This is a genomic window from Pseudarthrobacter sp. NPDC092439 (assembly GCF_044754945.1).
Lineage (GTDB): Bacteria > Actinomycetota > Actinomycetes > Actinomycetales > Micrococcaceae > Arthrobacter.
The window spans coordinates 1-16,536 of the sequence record NZ_JBIVQB010000009.1 but is presented as its reverse complement, the minus strand read 5'-3'; the positions used below and the strand labels follow the sequence as shown (position 1 = coordinate 16,536).

General features: G+C 66.3%; 16 protein-coding genes, 1 tRNA gene and 1 riboswitch. Of the genes, 8 read left to right on the top strand and 9 right to left on the bottom strand.

The annotated features are described in order from the left end of the window. The first annotated feature begins 77 nt into the window (after nt 1–77). Entirely contained in the window at nt 78–1,238 is a 1,161-nt protein-coding gene (locus tag ACIQCM_RS15100; protein WP_400606890.1) for a globin domain-containing protein, read from the top strand. 155 nt (nt 1,239–1,393) lie between these two features. Here ACIQCM_RS15100 and ACIQCM_RS15095 read toward each other — a convergent pair whose 3' ends face one another. Continuing rightward, nucleotides 1,394–3,220, bottom strand: coding sequence for a phosphoenolpyruvate carboxykinase (GTP) (locus tag ACIQCM_RS15095; RefSeq protein WP_400606987.1), 1,827 nt, complete (start codon nt 3,218–3,220; stop codon nt 1,394–1,396). Nucleotides 3,221–3,497: 277 nt separating this feature from the next. Here ACIQCM_RS15095 and ACIQCM_RS15090 point away from each other — a divergent pair. The 3 genes from ACIQCM_RS15090 (at nt 3,498) to ACIQCM_RS15080 (ending at nt 6,085) form a co-directional block, all read left to right on the top strand. Beyond that, nucleotides 3,498–3,571, top strand: a tRNA-Arg gene (locus ACIQCM_RS15090). A 303-nt stretch (nt 3,572–3,874) separates the two neighbouring features. Beyond that, entirely contained in the window at nt 3,875–5,341 is a 1,467-nt protein-coding gene (locus ACIQCM_RS15085; protein ID WP_400606887.1) for a dihydrolipoyl dehydrogenase family protein, read from the top strand. Between the two features lie 69 nt (nt 5,342–5,410). Beyond that, nucleotides 5,411–6,085 (top strand): hypothetical protein, encoded by a 675-nt coding sequence (locus tag ACIQCM_RS15080; protein ID WP_400606884.1) that lies wholly within the window; start codon nt 5,411–5,413, stop codon nt 6,083–6,085. 54 nt (nt 6,086–6,139) lie between these two features. Here the strand turns inward: ACIQCM_RS15080 and ACIQCM_RS15075 are convergent, their stop codons facing one another. After that, the gene (locus ACIQCM_RS15075) at nt 6,140–6,667 is read right to left on the bottom strand and encodes a SixA phosphatase family protein (protein ID WP_400606881.1); all 528 of its coding nucleotides are present in this window, start codon (nt 6,665–6,667) and stop codon (nt 6,140–6,142) included. Nucleotides 6,668–6,716: 49 nt separating this feature from the next. Beyond that, a complete protein-coding gene (locus ACIQCM_RS15070) occupies nt 6,717–7,586 on the bottom strand; it encodes a winged helix-turn-helix domain-containing protein (protein ID WP_400606878.1) in 870 nt (289 codons plus the stop codon). 615 nt (nt 7,587–8,201) lie between these two features. On the opposite strand from ACIQCM_RS15070, the gene ACIQCM_RS15065 reads away from it, so the two are divergent. The 3 genes from ACIQCM_RS15065 to ACIQCM_RS15055 all read left to right on the top strand — a co-directional run bounded on the left by ACIQCM_RS15065 (nt 8,202) and on the right by ACIQCM_RS15055 (nt 11,546). Beyond that, nucleotides 8,202–8,942 (top strand): response regulator transcription factor, encoded by a 741-nt coding sequence (locus tag ACIQCM_RS15065; RefSeq protein WP_400606875.1) that lies wholly within the window; start codon nt 8,202–8,204, stop codon nt 8,940–8,942. Continuing rightward, a complete protein-coding gene (locus ACIQCM_RS15060) occupies nt 8,943–10,475 on the top strand; it encodes a sensor histidine kinase (protein ID WP_400606873.1) in 1,533 nt (510 codons plus the stop codon). A 108-nt stretch (nt 10,476–10,583) separates the two neighbouring features. Next, nucleotides 10,584–10,764, top strand: a riboswitch (cyclic di-AMP (ydaO/yuaA leader). Nucleotides 10,765–10,769: 5 nt separating this feature from the next. Further along, nucleotides 10,770–11,546 carry a hypothetical protein gene (locus tag ACIQCM_RS15055; RefSeq protein WP_400606872.1) on the top strand — a complete coding sequence of 259 codons (777 nt, stop codon included), beginning with the start codon at nt 10,770–10,772 and terminating at the stop codon, nt 11,544–11,546. Nucleotides 11,547–11,604: 58 nt separating this feature from the next. Here ACIQCM_RS15055 and upp read toward each other — a convergent pair whose 3' ends face one another. Together upp and ACIQCM_RS15045 are read right to left on the bottom strand one after the other, a co-directional pair. Next, nucleotides 11,605–12,240: a uracil phosphoribosyltransferase gene (gene upp, locus ACIQCM_RS15050; RefSeq protein WP_377216696.1), complete on the bottom strand. Its 636-nt coding sequence runs from the start codon at nt 12,238–12,240 to the stop codon at nt 11,605–11,607. Between the two features lie 12 nt (nt 12,241–12,252). Continuing rightward, nucleotides 12,253–13,095 (bottom strand): phosphatase PAP2 family protein, encoded by an 843-nt coding sequence (locus ACIQCM_RS15045; protein ID WP_400606870.1) that lies wholly within the window; start codon nt 13,093–13,095, stop codon nt 12,253–12,255. Between the two features lie 61 nt (nt 13,096–13,156). On the opposite strand from ACIQCM_RS15045, the gene ACIQCM_RS15040 reads away from it, so the two are divergent. Beyond that, nucleotides 13,157–13,657 carry a nucleoside deaminase gene (locus tag ACIQCM_RS15040; RefSeq protein WP_400606867.1) on the top strand — a complete coding sequence of 167 codons (501 nt, stop codon included), beginning with the start codon at nt 13,157–13,159 and terminating at the stop codon, nt 13,655–13,657. Between the two features lie 39 nt (nt 13,658–13,696). On the opposite strand, the gene ACIQCM_RS15035 is transcribed toward ACIQCM_RS15040, so the two are convergent. The 4 genes from ACIQCM_RS15035 to ACIQCM_RS15020 form a co-directional block, all read right to left on the bottom strand. Next, nucleotides 13,697–14,806: a glycosyltransferase family 4 protein gene (locus ACIQCM_RS15035; protein WP_400606865.1), complete on the bottom strand. Its 1,110-nt coding sequence runs from the start codon at nt 14,804–14,806 to the stop codon at nt 13,697–13,699. A 12-nt stretch (nt 14,807–14,818) separates the two neighbouring features. Beyond that, nucleotides 14,819–15,214, bottom strand: coding sequence for a 6-pyruvoyl trahydropterin synthase family protein (locus tag ACIQCM_RS15030; protein ID WP_400606864.1), 396 nt, complete (start codon nt 15,212–15,214; stop codon nt 14,819–14,821). An 8-nt stretch (nt 15,215–15,222) separates the two neighbouring features. After that, on the bottom strand, nt 15,223–16,233 hold the full coding sequence (locus ACIQCM_RS15025) for a zinc-binding alcohol dehydrogenase (protein WP_400606861.1): 1,011 nt from the start codon (nt 16,231–16,233) through the stop codon (nt 15,223–15,225). 50 nt (nt 16,234–16,283) lie between these two features. Further along, on the bottom strand, nt 16,284–16,536 hold a 253-nt coding region (locus tag ACIQCM_RS15020), incomplete at its 5' end, for a hypothetical protein (RefSeq protein ID WP_400633687.1).

Below are 16,536 nucleotides of genomic sequence, written 5' to 3'. Positions count from 1 at the left end.
CCATGAATACATGCATTCCAAATGCCAGTATTCGCGAAGGCCGGACGAAGGCCCCGGCCGCTACCTCAGGAGTTCCCGTGCTCTCGGACAAATCCCGCCCCATCATCGAAGCAACCCTGCCTTTGGTGGGCTCCCGCATCGGGGAGATCACCCCCAAGTTTTACTCCCGCCTTTTCGCCGCACATCCGGAACTGCTGGACGGCCTGTTCAGCCGCTCCAACCAGCGCTCGGGCAACCAGCAGCAGGCCCTCGCCGGAAGCATCGCCGCTTTCGCGACCCACTTGGTGAATAACCCGGGCACCCTGCCGGAAACCGTTCTGTCCCGGATCGCCCACAAACACGCATCGCTGGGCATTACCGAACCCCAGTACCAGGTGGTCTACGAGCACCTGTTCGCAGCCATTGCCGATGACCTGTCCGAGGTGATCACCCCGGAAATCGCCGAGGCCTGGACCGAGGTCTACTGGCTCATGGCGGACGCCCTCATCAAGATCGAAAAGGCCCTGTACGCCCGCCAGGCCAACAGCAGGATGTGGGCTCCGTGGCGCGTGGCCGCCAAGACTCCAGCCGGCACCGGCGCCATGACCTTCACCTTGGAGTCCGCGGACGACACGCCCATCACCGAGGCACTTCCCGGCCAGTACGTCAGCGTCAAGGTCACGCTGCCGGACGGCCTCCGCCAGGTCCGTCAGTACTCCCTTTCCGACGACGCCGGCACCAGCCGCACCTTCACCACCAAGCTGGACGACGGCGGCGAGGTCTCCCCCGTGCTGCACCGCGACGTACGGGTGGGCGATATCCTCGAAATCTCAAACCCCTACGGCGAAATCACGCTCAAGGACAATGAAGGTCCCGTCATCCTCGCGTCCGCCGGGATCGGCTGCACGCCCACCGCGTCCATCCTCCGCTCCCTCGCCGAGTCCGGTTCAGACCGCCAGGTCCTGGTCCTGCATGCGGAAAGCACGCTCGAAAGCTGGGCGCTGCGCGGCCAGATGACGGACGACGTCGAACGCCTGAACGGTGCCGAACTGCAGCTCTGGCTCGAAAAGCCTGTCGAAGGCGCCAAGGAGGGCTTCATGTCCCTGCGTGAAGTGGACCTTCCCGCTGACGCGTCGCTGTACCTCTGCGGCCCGCTTCCGTTCATGAAGAACATCCGCAACCAAGCCATCAACGCCGGCATCCCCGCCACGCGCATCCACTACGAGGTTTTCGGACCCGACATCTGGCTGGCCAGCTGACTCCCTTCCACGTCGATTGCTCCATACCGGCCGTTTTCACGCCTCAAAACGACCAAAGCGGAGCAATCCATGGGTGGGTGGACGACGGCGGCCCCGCACCTTTCACGAAAGGTGCGGGGCCGCCGTCGTACTTTAAGGGTTCTGCGCCATGAAGATCAGCCGAGGCGGGACTTGAGCCCTTCAAGCTCGGAGCGGAGCGCTTGCGGAAGGGACTCGCCGAAGTTGGCGAACCATTCCTCGATGGACGCGAGCTCGGCTGCCCACTCGGCGGGGTCGACCTTCACCGCTTCCTCGACCTGCGCCGGGGTCATGTCCAGGCCCTCCAGGTCGATGGCGTCCCCGGTGGGGACGAAGCCAATAGGGGTTTCGACGGCGTCGGCCTTGCCCTCGAGCCGCTCGATGGCCCATTTGAGCACGCGTGCGTTGTCGCCGAAGCCGGGCCAGGCGAAGCCGCCCTCGGAGTTCCGGCGGAACCAGTTGACCAGGAAAATCCTGGGCAGGCGCTCCAGGTTAGCCTTGGCGGACAGGTTGACCCAGTGGTTCAGGTAGTCCCCTGCGTCGTAGCCCATGAAGGGCAGCATCGCCATGGGGTCGCGGCGGACTACGCCGACCGCACCGGCTGCTGCTGCGGTGGTTTCTGAAGACAGCGTGGATCCCATGAAGATGCCGTTGGACCAGCTGCGCGCCTCCGTGACCAGCGGGATGGTGGTCTTGCGGCGGCCACCGAAGAGGATGGCGGAGAGCTCCACGCCTTCGGGGCTGTAGTATTCCTGCGCCAGCATGTCGATCTGGTCTATTGGGGTGCAGAAGCGCGAGTTGGGGTGCGCGGCCGGATTGTCCGAATCCGGCGTCCAGGAATTGCCCTGCCAGTCAGTCAGGTGGGCGGGCACTTCGTCCGTCATGCCCTCCCACCACACGCCGCCGTCGTCCGTCAGTGCAACGTTGGTGAAGATGCTGTTGCCCTTGGCGATGGCACGCATGGCGTTGGGGTTGGTGCCCCAGCCGGTTCCGGGAGCGACGCCGAAGAGACCCGCTTCGGGGTTCACCGCACGCAGCTCGCCTTCCTTGCCGAAGCGCATCCAGGTGATGTCGTCACCTAGGGTTTCCACCTTCCAGCCTTCGATGGTGGGGTCGAGGAGGGCGAGGTTGGTCTTGCCGCAGGCAGAGGGGAAGGCAGCGGATACGTAGTAGGTCTTCTGCTCGGGTGAGGTGAGCTTCAGGATGAGCATGTGCTCGGCCAGCCAGCCCTCGTCGCGCGCCATGACGGAGGCGATGCGCAGGGCATAGCACTTCTTGCCGAGCAGCGCGTTTCCGCCGTAGCCGGAACCGAAGGACCAGATGGAGCGCTCTTCGGGGAAGTGCACGATCCACTTGTCCGGGTTGCAGGGCCACGGAACGTCTTCCTGGCCGGGCTCCAGCGGGGCGCCCACGGAGTGCAGGGCCGGCACGAAGAACGCGTTGGTCTCGGTGATCCTGTCCAGGACATCGGTGCCGATGCGCGCCATGATCCGCATGGAGGCAACCACGTAGGCGCTGTCCGTGATCTCGACACCGAACTTCGGGTCCTCGGCATCCAGGTGGCCCATGACGAACGGAATGACGTACATGGTGCGGCCGCGCATGGAGCCTGCGAACAGGCCGCGCAGCTTTTCCTTCATCTCGGCCGGGGCCATCCAGTTGTTGGTGAAGCCGGCATCCCGCTTGTTCTCCGAGCAGATGAAGGTCTGCTCTTCGACGCGGGCCACGTCCGCGGGGTCCGAGAAAGCGGCGAAGGAGTTGGGGAACAGGTCCTGGTTCAGGCGGGTCAGGGTTCCGGCCTGGACGAGCTCGTCCGTCAGGCGGGTGTTCTCCGACTCGGAACCATCCACCCAGTAGACACGGTCGGGCTGCGTCAGTTCAGCAACCTCTTCAACCCATGCCAGCAGACCGGCATGTGTAGTGGGTGCTTTCTCAAGCAGCGGCTTCTGCGCCAGATCGCCCATTTCGGTTCCCTTCCTCGGGTTCATCGGTGTGTCCTAAATGCTATGGTCCGTACCACCGGCCATTTTCGGTCCGCCGCCGGGCCTCAGGCCGCCGAAAATCCAAAAACCGCGCCGATTCAACAAATTTTTCCCTCAAATCGGCGGGTTAAGTGATCAAGGTCACCTATACCGGTCTAGTCATGCAGATTACACGTGTTTGGATTTGGCACGAAGGGCCACCCTCGCGTAAAGTAATTCGAGGTTCGGGGAGAGCGGTTCTTCTCCAAGAACACGAGATGCGCCCATAGCTCAGCTGGATAGAGCGTCTGTCTACGGAACAGAAGGTCAGGGGTTCGAATCCCTTTGGGCGCACAAAATGAAACACCCCGGTCTTCGGACCGGGGTGTTTTTTGTTGCCCGGCCGGACGTTTTCGACGCTGAACTCCGTTCCCGCTGCGCAGCCTCATTGACGCACCCCAGATATGAAGAGCGCCGGCGCGCAGTCGCGTCGAAATCACTCAGTCGCGTCGAAACCAGCTATGCGCGTCGAAAACGCCAGGCGCGTCGGAAACCACCTCGCGCGTCGAATACCCGGGCCCACCAGGCCCACTGCGCAGCCCTCACAGGAAGCCCCGCGCCACAGCCCGGCTCCCCGACCGGGCGTACGCTGTCCCCATGACGCCTGATCCCCAGAACCGTGAATATGACGTAGTCGTGATCGGCGCAGGAGCCGTGGGGGAAAACGTTGCAGAGCGGGTTGTCCAGGGTGGCCTCACTGCGGCGCTGGTGGAGGCAGAACTGGTCGGCGGTGAGTGCTCGTACTGGGCATGCATGCCGTCCAAAGCCCTGCTGCGGCCCGGCACCGCACTGCATGGCGCGCAGACGATGCCCGGAGCCAAGGAAGCAGTGACCGGAACACTTCACGCGGCCGCGGTACTCGAGAACCGGGACAGGTTTACTTCCAACTGGGAGGACGTCAGCCAGGTGCAGTGGGTCGAGGAGGCGGGGATCGAGTTGATCCGTGGCCACGCCCGGCTGACGGGGCCCAGGACAGTAGAGGTGGCCGGTACTGACGGCACCTCGCACCTGCTGGCCGCCCGCTGCGCAGTGGTCCTGGCCACGGGGTCCATGCCCACCACTCCCCCTATCGAGGGACTGGATGAGGTTGAAGTCTGGGGCACGCGCGAGGCGACGTCCGCCAAGGAGATCCCTGAGCGCCTGGCAGTCCTGGGTGGCGGCGTGGCGGGGACTGAACTTGCGCAGGCCTTCGCGCGGCTGGGTTCCGCCGTCACCCTCGTGGCGCGCGGCCGGCTCCTGGGCAACTTCCCCGAGGAAGCCGCACAGTTAGTTGCCGCCGGGTTGCGCGCCGACGGAGTGGATATTCGCACCGACACGGCAACCCACAGCATCACGACGGACGACGACGGCGCGCTGTGCCTCCTGGTCGATGACGGCTCCGGAGGCCGCACCACAGTCGTGGCCGACAAAGTGCTGGTGTCCACCGGCCGGCAGCCCGCGCTCCAGGGCCTGGGCCTTGAAAGCCTCGGCTTCGAAGCCGACGAACAGGGGAACCTGACGCTCTCCACCGACACGACAGGCCTGGTCGGGGGCGCCCCCGGCGAAGGATCCTGGCTCTATGCGGTAGGCGACGCCGCGGGTAAACATCTCTTCACCCACCAGGGGAAATACGAGGCCCGCGCCACCGGCGACGCCATTGCGGCCAGGGCGAAGGGCGAACTGGACGGCACACCCCGGGCCTGGAGCCGCTACGCCCAAACTGCCAATGACCACGCCGTCCCCGGCATTGTGTTCACGGATCCGGAAATCGCGGCTGTGGGCAGAAACCTGAAGCAGGCACGGGACGATGGCTACAACGCTTCCACGGTGGAGCTGCCCATCGAAGTGGCCGGTTCGTCCCTGCACGCCGAAAACTATCAGGGCTGGGCGCAGCTGGTGATCGACGAGGACAGAAAAGTCCTCCTGGGCGCGACCTTCGCCGGTCCGGATGTGGCAGAACTCCTGCATGCTGCCACGATCGCCGTGGTGGGCGAAGTTCCGCTGGACCGGCTCCGGCATGCCGTCCCGTCCTATCCCACCCTCAGCGAAGTGTGGCTCCGGCTCCTGGAAAAATACGGGCTGTAGGAGAATCCTCCGGCGGGCACGTAGGGGAGGAGCCCGGTTCCCCAGGGTTTTCGGGGGATGATTGATCACATGCGCCAGATGGGGAACAGCGGAAAATTTGCGGTCATCACCGGCATCGTCGCGGCCGGACTCCTGGTTCTCACCGGGATGACGCTGGCGCTGCCGGTGTTCGTGGCTTTCGCCGGCGTCCTCGGGCTCGCCTACCTGGCCTGCATCCTGGAACTCATCCTTCGTCGCCGACACGTAATGCTGGTGCTCGGGGGGCTGTGCACCAGCCTCGCAGTGGCCGGGGCCTTGGCCTTCCTGGGCACCTGGGAGCTCTCCTTCGACGGCCAGTCGTCCCTCATCGGCACGCCGCTGCCCACCGACGATCCGGACACGTACTTCGTCCTGTCCGCCGGCTCGCTCGTCGCCGCCTTCGCCGTCCTGTTCATCGGCGCTGTCTGGCCCGGCCGCGCACCGGCAGGGAGGGCAGCGCGGAAACCGCCGGTCCGGCGGGCGGCGGCAAGGGGCGCAACACGGCCTGCGGTGCAGCGCGCCACCCAGCCGCGGACTGCAAGGCCGCAGCCTGCGCAACCACGCACGACGGCGGGCGGCCGCGCCCCGCTGCGGCAGGCGCCGTCGTCCGCGCAACGGCAGGGGTCCGCTGCAAAAGGCGCGGCAAAGCCAGGCGCCGCGGCTAGAGGGACGGCAAAGCAAGCCCCGCCCAGGCAGCCTGCCCGAAAGCCGGCGCCGCGCCGCTGACGCGCCCGTCCCGGCGGCGTCAGACAGGTGGACGGGCACCGGAACCAGCGCCTTTCAGTGCGCGCGCGGAACCTTGAACCGGGTAATGCGGGCGTCCTGGCCGTCCAGTTCGGCCCACGGCTTCTCCGTCTCCAGGACGGTCAGCGCATTGGTGGGGTAGCGGGTGGCGGCGTCCATATAGGCGTCGTGGTCCGAATCGCGGGAAGCCAGGTGCATGGCGAGGTCCTGGACGCCGGGCAGATGAGTGATCAGCATCAGCGTGGTCACGGTGTCCGGCACATGGTTCACCACGGCGAGAATCCCGAGGGCCGACGCTTCGTACAGCCCGTCCTCCAGCTTGGGCGTCGGCGCCTTGTCGCCGAGCTCCGAGCACACCCAAGTGCAGGTCTGCCGGGTGCGCAACGCGCTGGAACACAGGATGAAGTCCGGCACGATGTTGTGCTTGAGCAGCCACCGCCCGGCCAGCGGCGCTTCACGGTGTCCCCGCTCCTCGAGGGGACGCTCGTGGTCCGCCACGCCGCCAGGCCAGTCGGCCTTGGCGTGCCGCATCAACACAAGCCGTCGAAGATGGTGCCCACTCATGGCCCAAGCCTAGTCCCAAGCCGCGGGGCCCAATGCCGGGAGAGCCCAGCTAGATGGAGTATTCCGGAGCGGCCCAGACAACAACCTCGGGGTGCTCGTAGAACCGGTAGCCCTGGCCGCGTACGGTACGCACGGTGTTGGCCAGACGGCCCAGCTTGGAGCGGAGGCGGCGGATATGGACGTCGATGGTGCGCTCATTGGGCACTTCCTCGGCATTGCGCCACAGGCCCTCGAGCAGTTCGTCGCGGCCCACGGTGCGCGTTCCGTTCTCCACGAGGTAGTTCAGCAGCTCGAATTCCTTGAACGTCAGGTTCAGGGATTCGCCGTCCAGGTGTACCTCGCGGCGGGCCAGGTCGATCAGGACACCGGAGGGGCGGGGCTCCTGCTGCGCCGGGCGCGGGGTTTCGGTGCGCTGCCGGGCGTTGACGGTGGGGTCACCAAACGTTGAGCGTACGACGTCGAGCGCGGAACCTGGGGTGCCGGCGGGGGCTATGGCAACTGCTGCGTAGCTTTCGGCACCGGCCACCAGCGACTGGGCGTAGGCACGGATTTCCTGGGCGAGCTTGGCAATGGAGGTACCGGCTGCTGCAGCGGTTTCCTCATCGATGCCCATATACAGGACGAAGCCGCGGGCTACGTTGTCGTTGGCCACTGGGCGCACTGCGTTGGGCCCGGCCACTACGGGAGTGGGGGCGGTCATGGGCGCGGATTCTGCCTGCGGGACTGCGCGGAGCTGGCCGTATGAGTTGGGGTTGTAGCCCTGGGGTACGTAGCCCGTGGCCGGGAAGCTGCTTCCGGCGCCGACGGGAGCGGCAGGCGTCCGCTGCCCGAAACCGGGACCGGGGCGGAATCCGGTGGACTGGGCAGCCTTGGCGGCGTTACGGACGGAGATATGGACGTATCCGGATGCAACTGACATGAATGCTTACCTCAATGTGAATGGCCGTCATCGCGGCTCGAATGCTTGGTCCCCGCAATGCTGGGGAGGGGCGCCCGACGCTGGGCTAGTGGGGCGAATGCCTAAGAACTTCAAAGGGTGGGAAGGTCAGGCGTGCATTCGGCAACAGCGCATCCCGGCGGCAGCAGGTGCGCTGTGCCAGTAATCTGCGGCTGCAGGTGCTGTTGAGTTCTTGTTCACATTGGAAGTGTGACGCGTAACAATGCGAACTTGCAAGTAACAATGGACCAAACCGTCCGCATTATGAGACGAAATGGACTAATGTGCCGCAAATCACGATTCAATTACTCGGCGGTAACAGCAACGAAAATGCCAATACCAGTCGGTAACCCGCTCAATACCAGCGCTTTATTCGGATGACTGCCGCAAACGATGTCTTTAATGCATTTTCCCGCACGGGCGTGAAATCGCCCCGCCTGCACGGGTTCGCTGTCCACCCGGACCGGCATTCGGACACCAGGCCGACAGTGTGCGGACGACCTCCGGGCACGGCGTTCAGGTCGTTAGGCTGAACTTCACAGCGGGCGCACAGGCTGCCCTAAGCCCGGCTACAACGAGAGATCGGAGAGTTGCTCCATGGCCACTTCGCACTCCATGACCAACAACCTGCCGCAACTCTCCCACCCCGACGGCTCTCCGATCCGCGCCCTGGTGGTCGATGACGAGCCCAGCCTTTCCGAGCTGATGAGCATGGGACTGCGCATGGCCGGCTGGTCCGTGGCGGTTGCTGCCGACGGTCCGCAGGCGGTGAAACTGGCCAAGGAGTTCCGGCCCGACGTCCTGGTGCTGGACGTCATGCTCCCAGGGTTCGACGGCGTTGAGCTCCTGGGCAGGATCCGTACCTTCGCGCCTGAGGTGCCGGCCCTGTTCCTCACCGCCAAGGACGCCGTCCAGGACCGGATCCTTGGGCTCGCGGCCGGAGGCGACGACTACGTCACCAAGCCGTTCAGCATGGAGGAGGTCCTGCTCCGCCTGCACCGCCTGGTGCAGCGCTCCGGAGTGGCCGCCATGGACACCGCCGAGCTGGTGGTGGGAGACCTGGTCCTCAACATCGATACCCGCGAAGTAACCCGGGCCGGAGATGACGTCCAGCTCACCGCAACCCAGTTCGAGCTGCTCCGGTACCTCATGGAGAACCCGAGACGCGTGGTCAGCAAAGCCCAGATCCTGGACCGCGTATGGAATTACGACTTCGGCGGCCAGGCCAACATCGTGGAGCTGTACATTTCGTACCTGCGCAAGAAGATCGATGCCGCGCACCCGCCCATGATCCACACCGTCCGGGGTGCAGGTTACGTCATCAAGCCGGCGGACTAGATGGCATTCTCCGGTCCAACGCCGCCGGCCACCGCACGGCCTGCCGGCTCCAGCGGAGCGCCGCGGAACTGGCTGAAGCCGGCCACCTGGCACCTCCGGACCCGGCTCACCGCTTTGGCCATGGCCCTGCTCATCACGATCTGCGGCGCGGTCGGGGTAGTCAGCTACGCCTCCATGGACACCTTCCTGACCCGCCAGCTTGACGACCAGCTGACCCAGGCCGCGGAGCGGTCCAACGATCCGGGACGGCCACCCATGGGTGGCTTCAACGGGCGCGACCCGCTGGATGCCCGGGGGCAGAGCGTCGGGACGCTGAACGCGCGCATCGTTGACGGCCAGGTCAACAGTGCAGGATTTCTGGCCCCGGACACCACACGGTCAGCGCTTTCGGCGAAAGACAAGGAGACGCTCCAGGCGCTGGCGGCCGGCTCCGCACCGGTGGACAGGAAGCTGTCCACCGGCAACTACCGGCTGGTCGCCGTGCAGACATCGTTTGACGACGTCCTGGTGACCGGGCTGCCGCTCGCTGCCAAGGAAAGCACGCTGGCCTCCCTCGTATGGACCTTCCTCTTCGTGTCGCTCGGCGGGCTGCTGCTCGTGGGATTCGCCGGAACGGTGCTGATCCGCCGCACGATGAAACCGCTGGAGCAGCTTTCCGGGGTGGCCACCAGGGTTTCCCGCCTCCCGCTGGACGCAGGCGAGGTCGCGCTGGCAGTGCGGGTGCCGCCGTCGAACGCCAATCCTGGAACAGAAGTAGGCAGCGTGGGACACGCGCTGAACCTCATGCTGGACCACGTGGCCAACGCGCTGCAGGCCCGGCAGCGCAGCGAGACCAAGGTGCGGCAGTTCGTAGCTGACGCATCGCACGAGCTGCGAACTCCCCTGACTGCGATCCGGGGCTACACCGAGCTGCTCCGCATGACCGAGCACTTCACGCCTGAGGGCGAACGGTCACTGGCCCGCGTGCAAAGCCAGTCCGAGCGCATGACGGCGCTGGTGGAGGACCTGCTGCTGCTCGCCCGGCTGGACGAGGGGCAGCCGCTGAAGCTGGCGGACGTGGACCTGACCCAGCTGGTGATTGAAGGTGTCAGCGACGAGAAGGTCATGGCGCCGGGGCACAACTGGCGGCTGGAACTGCCCGAGGAGCCCGTGGTCGTTGCCGGCGATGCTGCACAGCTTCGCCAGGTGCTGATGAACCTGTTATCCAACGCGCGCAAGCACACGCCTGCCGGCACCACCGTGGAGACGAGGGTCAGGGTGGTTCCCGGCGGCGCCGCGGAGGTTGCGGTAACGGACGACGGCGGCGGGATTCCCCCGGAGTTCGTGGACAAGGTCTTTGCCCGGTTTGCCCGCGCAGACGCGGCGCGGAAGGGCGCCTCCGACCGAAGCGGCCCTGCGGCGGCCGAAGGGACCAGCGGCCTGGGGCTGTCGATCGTACAGTCCATTGTGGAGGCGCACGGCGGCACCGTCAGCGTCGAGTCACGGCCCGGCCGGACGAGCTTCATAGTCAGACTGCCCATTACGTCCGGGTGAGGCGGCAGGCAATGGCGACGCGCCGCCGTCGTGATCTCTGTTACCAAAATGTGACTTCGGCCTGAAACTCCTGTACCGTCGAATGGTGCGCTTCCGTTCGTGGCGCATGTCCGGATGACGCCGAGCTCTGCCGCTTCCCGGACTCCGATAGACCGATGGCAGAGGCGGGGGACCCACCGTCCCGGGCACGCTATCAGGCCCTTGGGGTTAAGCCAGCACGTGAATGTTCCGTGCGGCCGGATGCCCTCATCCGAACCCGACAGCTAACTCCGCAGGTGTGAGAGGCGATCCATCATGTCTGAATTCCAGGTAGAACCGCGCCCAAATTCTGGCGTTCCCACCCGCGCAGCCGCCCGCGCGGCCAAGCGCTCCCGCCGTGGCACCTTTCCCGCATTGGGGCGCCGGGCTGCCGTGCTGGCGGCATCCTGCGCGCTGCTGGTGGGCGTTGGCGCTGCAGGCCAGGCCACAGAGTCGATGACCCGCGCTGCATCCACGGAACCCGCGGCCACGCAGCTCTCCCCCGCTGAGCAGCAGGCGCAGCTGGCCCTCGAAAAGAGCGAGCTCCAGTCCGCCGCGGCAGAAGCCGCCGCCGCCAAGGCAGCCGCCGCCAAGACGGCCGCTGCTGAGAAGGCTGCCGCCACGAAGGCTGCTGCCGCGAAGACGGCCGCCGAGAAGGCTGCAGCTGCGAAGGCTGCCGCAGACAAAGCCGCGGCCGAAAAGGCTGCTGCCGCGAAGGCCAAGGCTGCGAAGCCAGCCGCCGTGAACGACCCCGCTGGCGCGCAGGCCTACGCCGCCAGCCAGCTGGCGGCGTACGGCTGGGCGCCGGACCAGATGCAGTGCCTGAAGACGCTGTGGACCAAGGAATCCGACTGGAAGACCACGGCCACCAACTCCAGCAGTGGCGCATACGGCATCGTGCAGTCCCTGCCTGCCGAGAAGATGGCAAGCGCGGGAGCCGATTACCTCACCAACTACCGCACGCAGATCAACTGGGGCCTGGACTACATCAAGGAGCGCTACCAGTCACCGTGCGGCGCGCTGAACTTCCACTACGCCAACAACTGGTACTAGGCAGGACCGGCCCGCCGGCCGGGACCGGCAGGGCGGGGTCTGTTACCCGTCCTGCCGGCTAACCTGCGATGCCGTACAGGCGGTCGCCGGCGTCGCCCAGGCCCGGAACGATGTAGGACTTTTCGTTGAGTTTCTCGTCGATGGAGGCCAGCACGATGGTCACGTTGGCGCCGGAGAGTTCCTCTTCGAGCTTGGCCAGGCCTTCCGGGGCGGCCAGCAGGCAGATGCAGGTGACGTCAGAGGCGCCCCGCTTGAACAGGAACTTGATGGCCTCGCGGAGGGTTCCGCCGGTGGCAAGCATCGGGTCCAGCACGAAGATCTGGCGGTCCGTCAGGTCCTCAGGCAGGCGCTCGGCGTAGGTGATGATGTCCAGGGTTTCCTCGTCGCGGGCCATGCCCAGGAAGCCAACCTCCGCCGTGGGGACCAGTTTGGTCATGCCCTCAAGCATCCCCAGGCCGGCGCGGAGGATCGGAACCACCAGCGGCGTGGGCTTGGTGAAAGCCGTACCCACGGTGGTGCTGACAGGGGTCTCGATAGTGACTTCTTCGGTGCGGACCTCGCGGGTGGCCTCGTACGCCAGCAGCGTGACCAGCTCCTCCGTCAACTGCCGGAAGACCGGCGAGGGGGTGTTTTTGTCCCTCAGGACGGTGAGCTTGTGGGCGACCAAGGGGTGGTCAACAACGAGAGTGCGCATGGGTCCAAACTATCACCCGGCACGATGGTCCCCCGGGCCGCGGCCCCGGCCCGCATCCGCTCCGCGCTCCCCCTGGTGTTCGGGCATGTGGTCGTGGATTTTCTCCGCCACGACGTCCCGCACCACGGGGTGGTCGAACGTGGGTGCGGGACCCACGTGTTCCTTGCGCCTTGTCAGATGGAAGAGCCTGTGGGCAAGGATCACCAGGCCCACCCAGGCACCGCCCAGCAGCCAGCCGGCAGTGACGTCCGTGAGCCAGTGGTGGCCAAGGAAGACCCGGCTCAGGCCCATGGCGATGATAAAAATCACTCCCGCGGTGACGGCCATAACGCGCACCCAGAGCTGATGGAACTGCAGGCACAGGACGTACAGCAGCACACCGATGACCACCGTCGTGTTGAGCGTGTGGCCGCTCGGGAAGGACGGCGAGTGCTCGAACGGGGGGACGGCTTCCGAGTGGTCGGGCCGCGTCCGGCCTACCAGGCGCTTGCCGACGGTGGTGGCGTAGATGGAGACGGCCGCGGCACCGCCCACCAGGATAATCGGCCGCCATGTCCTGCTCAGGAAGGTTAACCAGGCGGTGAGGATGCTGGCCAGGATGGGCATCCCCACCCCGCCGCCAATATTGGTGAACCCCGTGACGAAGGCGTCCAGCTCCGGGTTCCGGAGGGTCTGCGAGTACTCCAGCGCCGGAATGTCGAGGTTGGTGAGCCCTTCGTCATCCACCACATTCGAGTAGACCTCCGCGCCGAGGAGCGCGAGTGCCACCACAAGGCTGCCGCCTACGATCAATGTCAGCCAGAGGGCGGCGTACGGCTTGATCCATTTGTCCATGCGGTCTTTGACAGTACTCACTGTGCCTCCCGGCGGATGGTCGTCACGGGCTCTGGGGATCCTTCGAAACTATCATTGAGCCATGGTCTCCGCAGGAAAATCACACCACGAATGGATGGGCCTCGCCCTCGCGGAGGCCCGTCGTGCCCTTGCCACGGCGGATGTGCCGATCGGCGCCGTGGTCATAGGGCCCGACGGCGGCCTGCTGGGTTCCGGTCGCAACCAGCGGGAGGAGCTCGGAGACCCGACCGCCCATGCCGAGGTGGTGGCGATCCGCGAGGCGGCGGCCCGGCTCCGTGAACGGGCAAGGCTTGGCGGCGGCGCGGACGACGGATGGCGGCTGGCCGACTGCACTCTGGTGGTCACCCTTGAACCGTGCGCCATGTGCGCGGGAGCGGTTGTGTTGTCGCGGATCCCCCGGGTGGTCTTCGGCGCGTGGGACGAGAAGGCCGGGGCGGCAGGCTCGGTGTTCGACGTTCTGCGCGAGCGCCGCCTCAACCATTGGGTGGAGGTCTACCCGGGCGTCCGTGAGGCCGAATGCGCCGCCCTGTTGCGGGAGTTTTTCGCGACCCACCGGATATAGGGCTGCAGGCCTGGCGCGCGTTTTCCGCGCGCCTGGTCTTTAGCCGCGCAGCGCCTCCAGGACCGTGCGCGCGGTGTGCTGCCAGTCCGGCAGCCTGGAACGGGCATCAAGCGCGGCCGTGCGCCACGTGGCCCGCAGCTGCGGATCCTCCAGCCAGCGGCGGACGACGGCAGCCAGTTCCGCCGGGCTTTCCTGCCCGCCGGGTGCCAGGGGAACCGCGGCACCGGGCAGGATGTGAGCGGGGTGTTCGGAGCCGCCGGACCCGGAAATTCTGTGGCCGAGGGCTTCCACCGCACCGGTCCCGTCCCGCACTACCACCGGAATGCCGCGGGCCAGGGACTCTGTGACTGACATGCCAAAGGCCTCCTCCCGCGAGACCAGGAGACTTAGGTTGGACAGCGCCCACTCCCCCTCGAGTGCAGCACCGGAAAGTTCTCCGGTGAGCCGCAATCGGTCCGTCAAACCAAAGCGCACCAATGCTTCCCTCACCTGCGCGGCATATCCGGGATCCGCCTGATCAGAGCCGACCAGCGCTGCGGTCCAGTTCAGGTTCTGGAGCTTGGCCAGCGCCTCCACCACGAGCAACTGGTCCTTGTTCGGGAGAAGCGCCGCCACGATCACGATGTGGGGAGGGGCCGATCCCGGCGCCGGCGGCGCCGCATCCGTTCCGGGCAAGGCCACATGGATGTTGAGGCCGTGCCTCGCCTGGAGGGTCCGTGCCGCGGTATTGCTGGTGGAGACTACCCCTGCTGCCGCTTTCAAGGCGCGCGCCTCGCTGGCCAGGGTGGGGTTGCCGGTGGTTTTCGCCACCGTTTCCCCGGTGTCGGGAACCGTCATGTGGACCAGGACCCAGGGCGGCCGCCCTGCTTTGGCGGCGAACTCCAGTTCGTCCGGCGCGCCCACCGCCACCAGCCCATCCACCATGACCACGGCTCCGCCGGGACCGTACTCCTGTTTCGGTTCCAAAAGGCCCGCGAACCGGCGTCGTTCGCGGGGAGAGGCGGCCGGCCAGGACCCTTCGACGGGAACTACCTCAACCTCGGCGGCGAGCATGCGAAGACTCTCAACCAGCCGGGAGTTATAGACGTTCCCGCCGGAATGGTGCCGGATGTTGCCCGGGACCAGCAGCCGGATGGAGGGCGGGTTCACACTGGTGCCGGGTCAGTCGGCGAGATCCAGCGAAAAGGTCGCCCAGGCATCCGGATTTTCGCGGAGGGTGACGTCGATCCCAGCGAGCTGCGCGCCGTCGTCGGACTTTTCAACCTCCCGGGCCACGCGCCGGGCGACGTACTCGGCGAGGGCCTCGGTGGTGCTGAGTTTGCCCGCGAAATCCGGGTGATCGTCCAGGTTCCGGTAGCTCAGGTCCGCGAGGACCTCCTCGATAATGGTGCCGGCGGCGCCGATATCCAGGACGATCGCGTCCGCGTTCAACGCCCGGCGGCGGAAGGTCACCTCCGCGACGAAGGTTGCCCCATGCAGCCCCTGGGCAGGGCCAAATACCTCCCGCGGGAGGCTGTGCGCGATCATGAAGTGGCGTCGGACGGTCAGGCTGAACATGGATTACCTCAGGTTCTGTTGCTGGAGTCGGTGGGATATTCGATCACGTGGCAAAGCGCGTCGCGCCTGCCGCTCGCAAGTTCCTTGACCACTGCGGGGAGCTCGGCGAACGAGGACGAGCCGGTAAGGAACGCGTCAAAAACAGGGTCGGCCAGAAGGGAAGCGGCCAAATCGAGGCGGTCCGCGTTGGTGCGGCGATGCCGGCGTGCGCGGGCAACCACGCCCACCTGGCTCGCCCTGATGGAGAGGCGCCGGGCGTGGAAGTCCTCTCCGAGCGGCACGGTCACGTCCCGGTTGGCGTACCAGGACATTTCGATAATGTCGCCCTCGTCACCGGCCAGCTGCAGGCTGCGCTCCAGGCCCTGCTGGGAGGCTGAACAGTGGAAGACAATGTCGCAGTCAGCCGCGGCTTCATCGGGGTGGACGAAATCCACTCCCAGGGCGTTCGCCAGCCCCTGTTTGGCGGGGTCGAGGTCCACGAGCTGCAGGCGTTCCAGCGGGAAGGACCGCAGGAGTTTTGCCACCATCCCGCCCACCAGGCCAGCGCCGACCACTGCAACCCTGTCCCCCAGCCGCGGTCCCGCTTCCCAGAGTGCGTTGATGGCCGTTTCCACTGTTCCGGTGAGGACCGCCCGGCGCGAGGGCACGTTGTCCGGGATCCTGGTCAGCGAGTCCACGGGGACGACATACCGGTCCTGGTGCGGGTTGAGGCAGAAAACGCGCTGCCCCTTCCACTCCTCGGGGCCCGCCTCCACGATGCCAACGGACAGATAGCCGAACTTCACCGGGCCTGGGAACTCGCCCTCCTGGTGCGGTGCGCGCATTTCGCTGGCGACCCGCGGCGGAACGGCGGCGTGGTGAACCACCATTTCCGTGCCCTTGCTGATGCCCGAGTACAGGGTACGGACGAGGGCTTCACCCCGGCCCGGCGCCTGGATTTTCTCGGAACGAAGCTCGCCCTGCTCCTTGGCGGTGGTCCAGTAGGCGGTGGCGTCGATGGTGGGATTCGAATTAGTCATCTTGCTGATGAATCTATCCGCCATGGTGCGTACCGCAAAAGCCCGCCACTTCATCCGCCTTGGGTCTGCAGCAGTCCGGTGGTGTGGATCGTTTCGAGGAATGCCTCCCAGACGTCGCCCAAGGGGTCTTCGGGGAGGGTGTCGGGGCAGGGGTAGGTGTCCCAGGCGGGGTGCGCGGGGTGGAGGTCGCGGGCATCGATGTAGTGGCGGCCGGTTGGGTCAGGTGGTGGGTCATCGGGCGGGTATTCGGTGTTCGGGCAGGAGTGCTCCGGGTCCGTAGGGTTCGGGAGGTGTTCGGGCAGC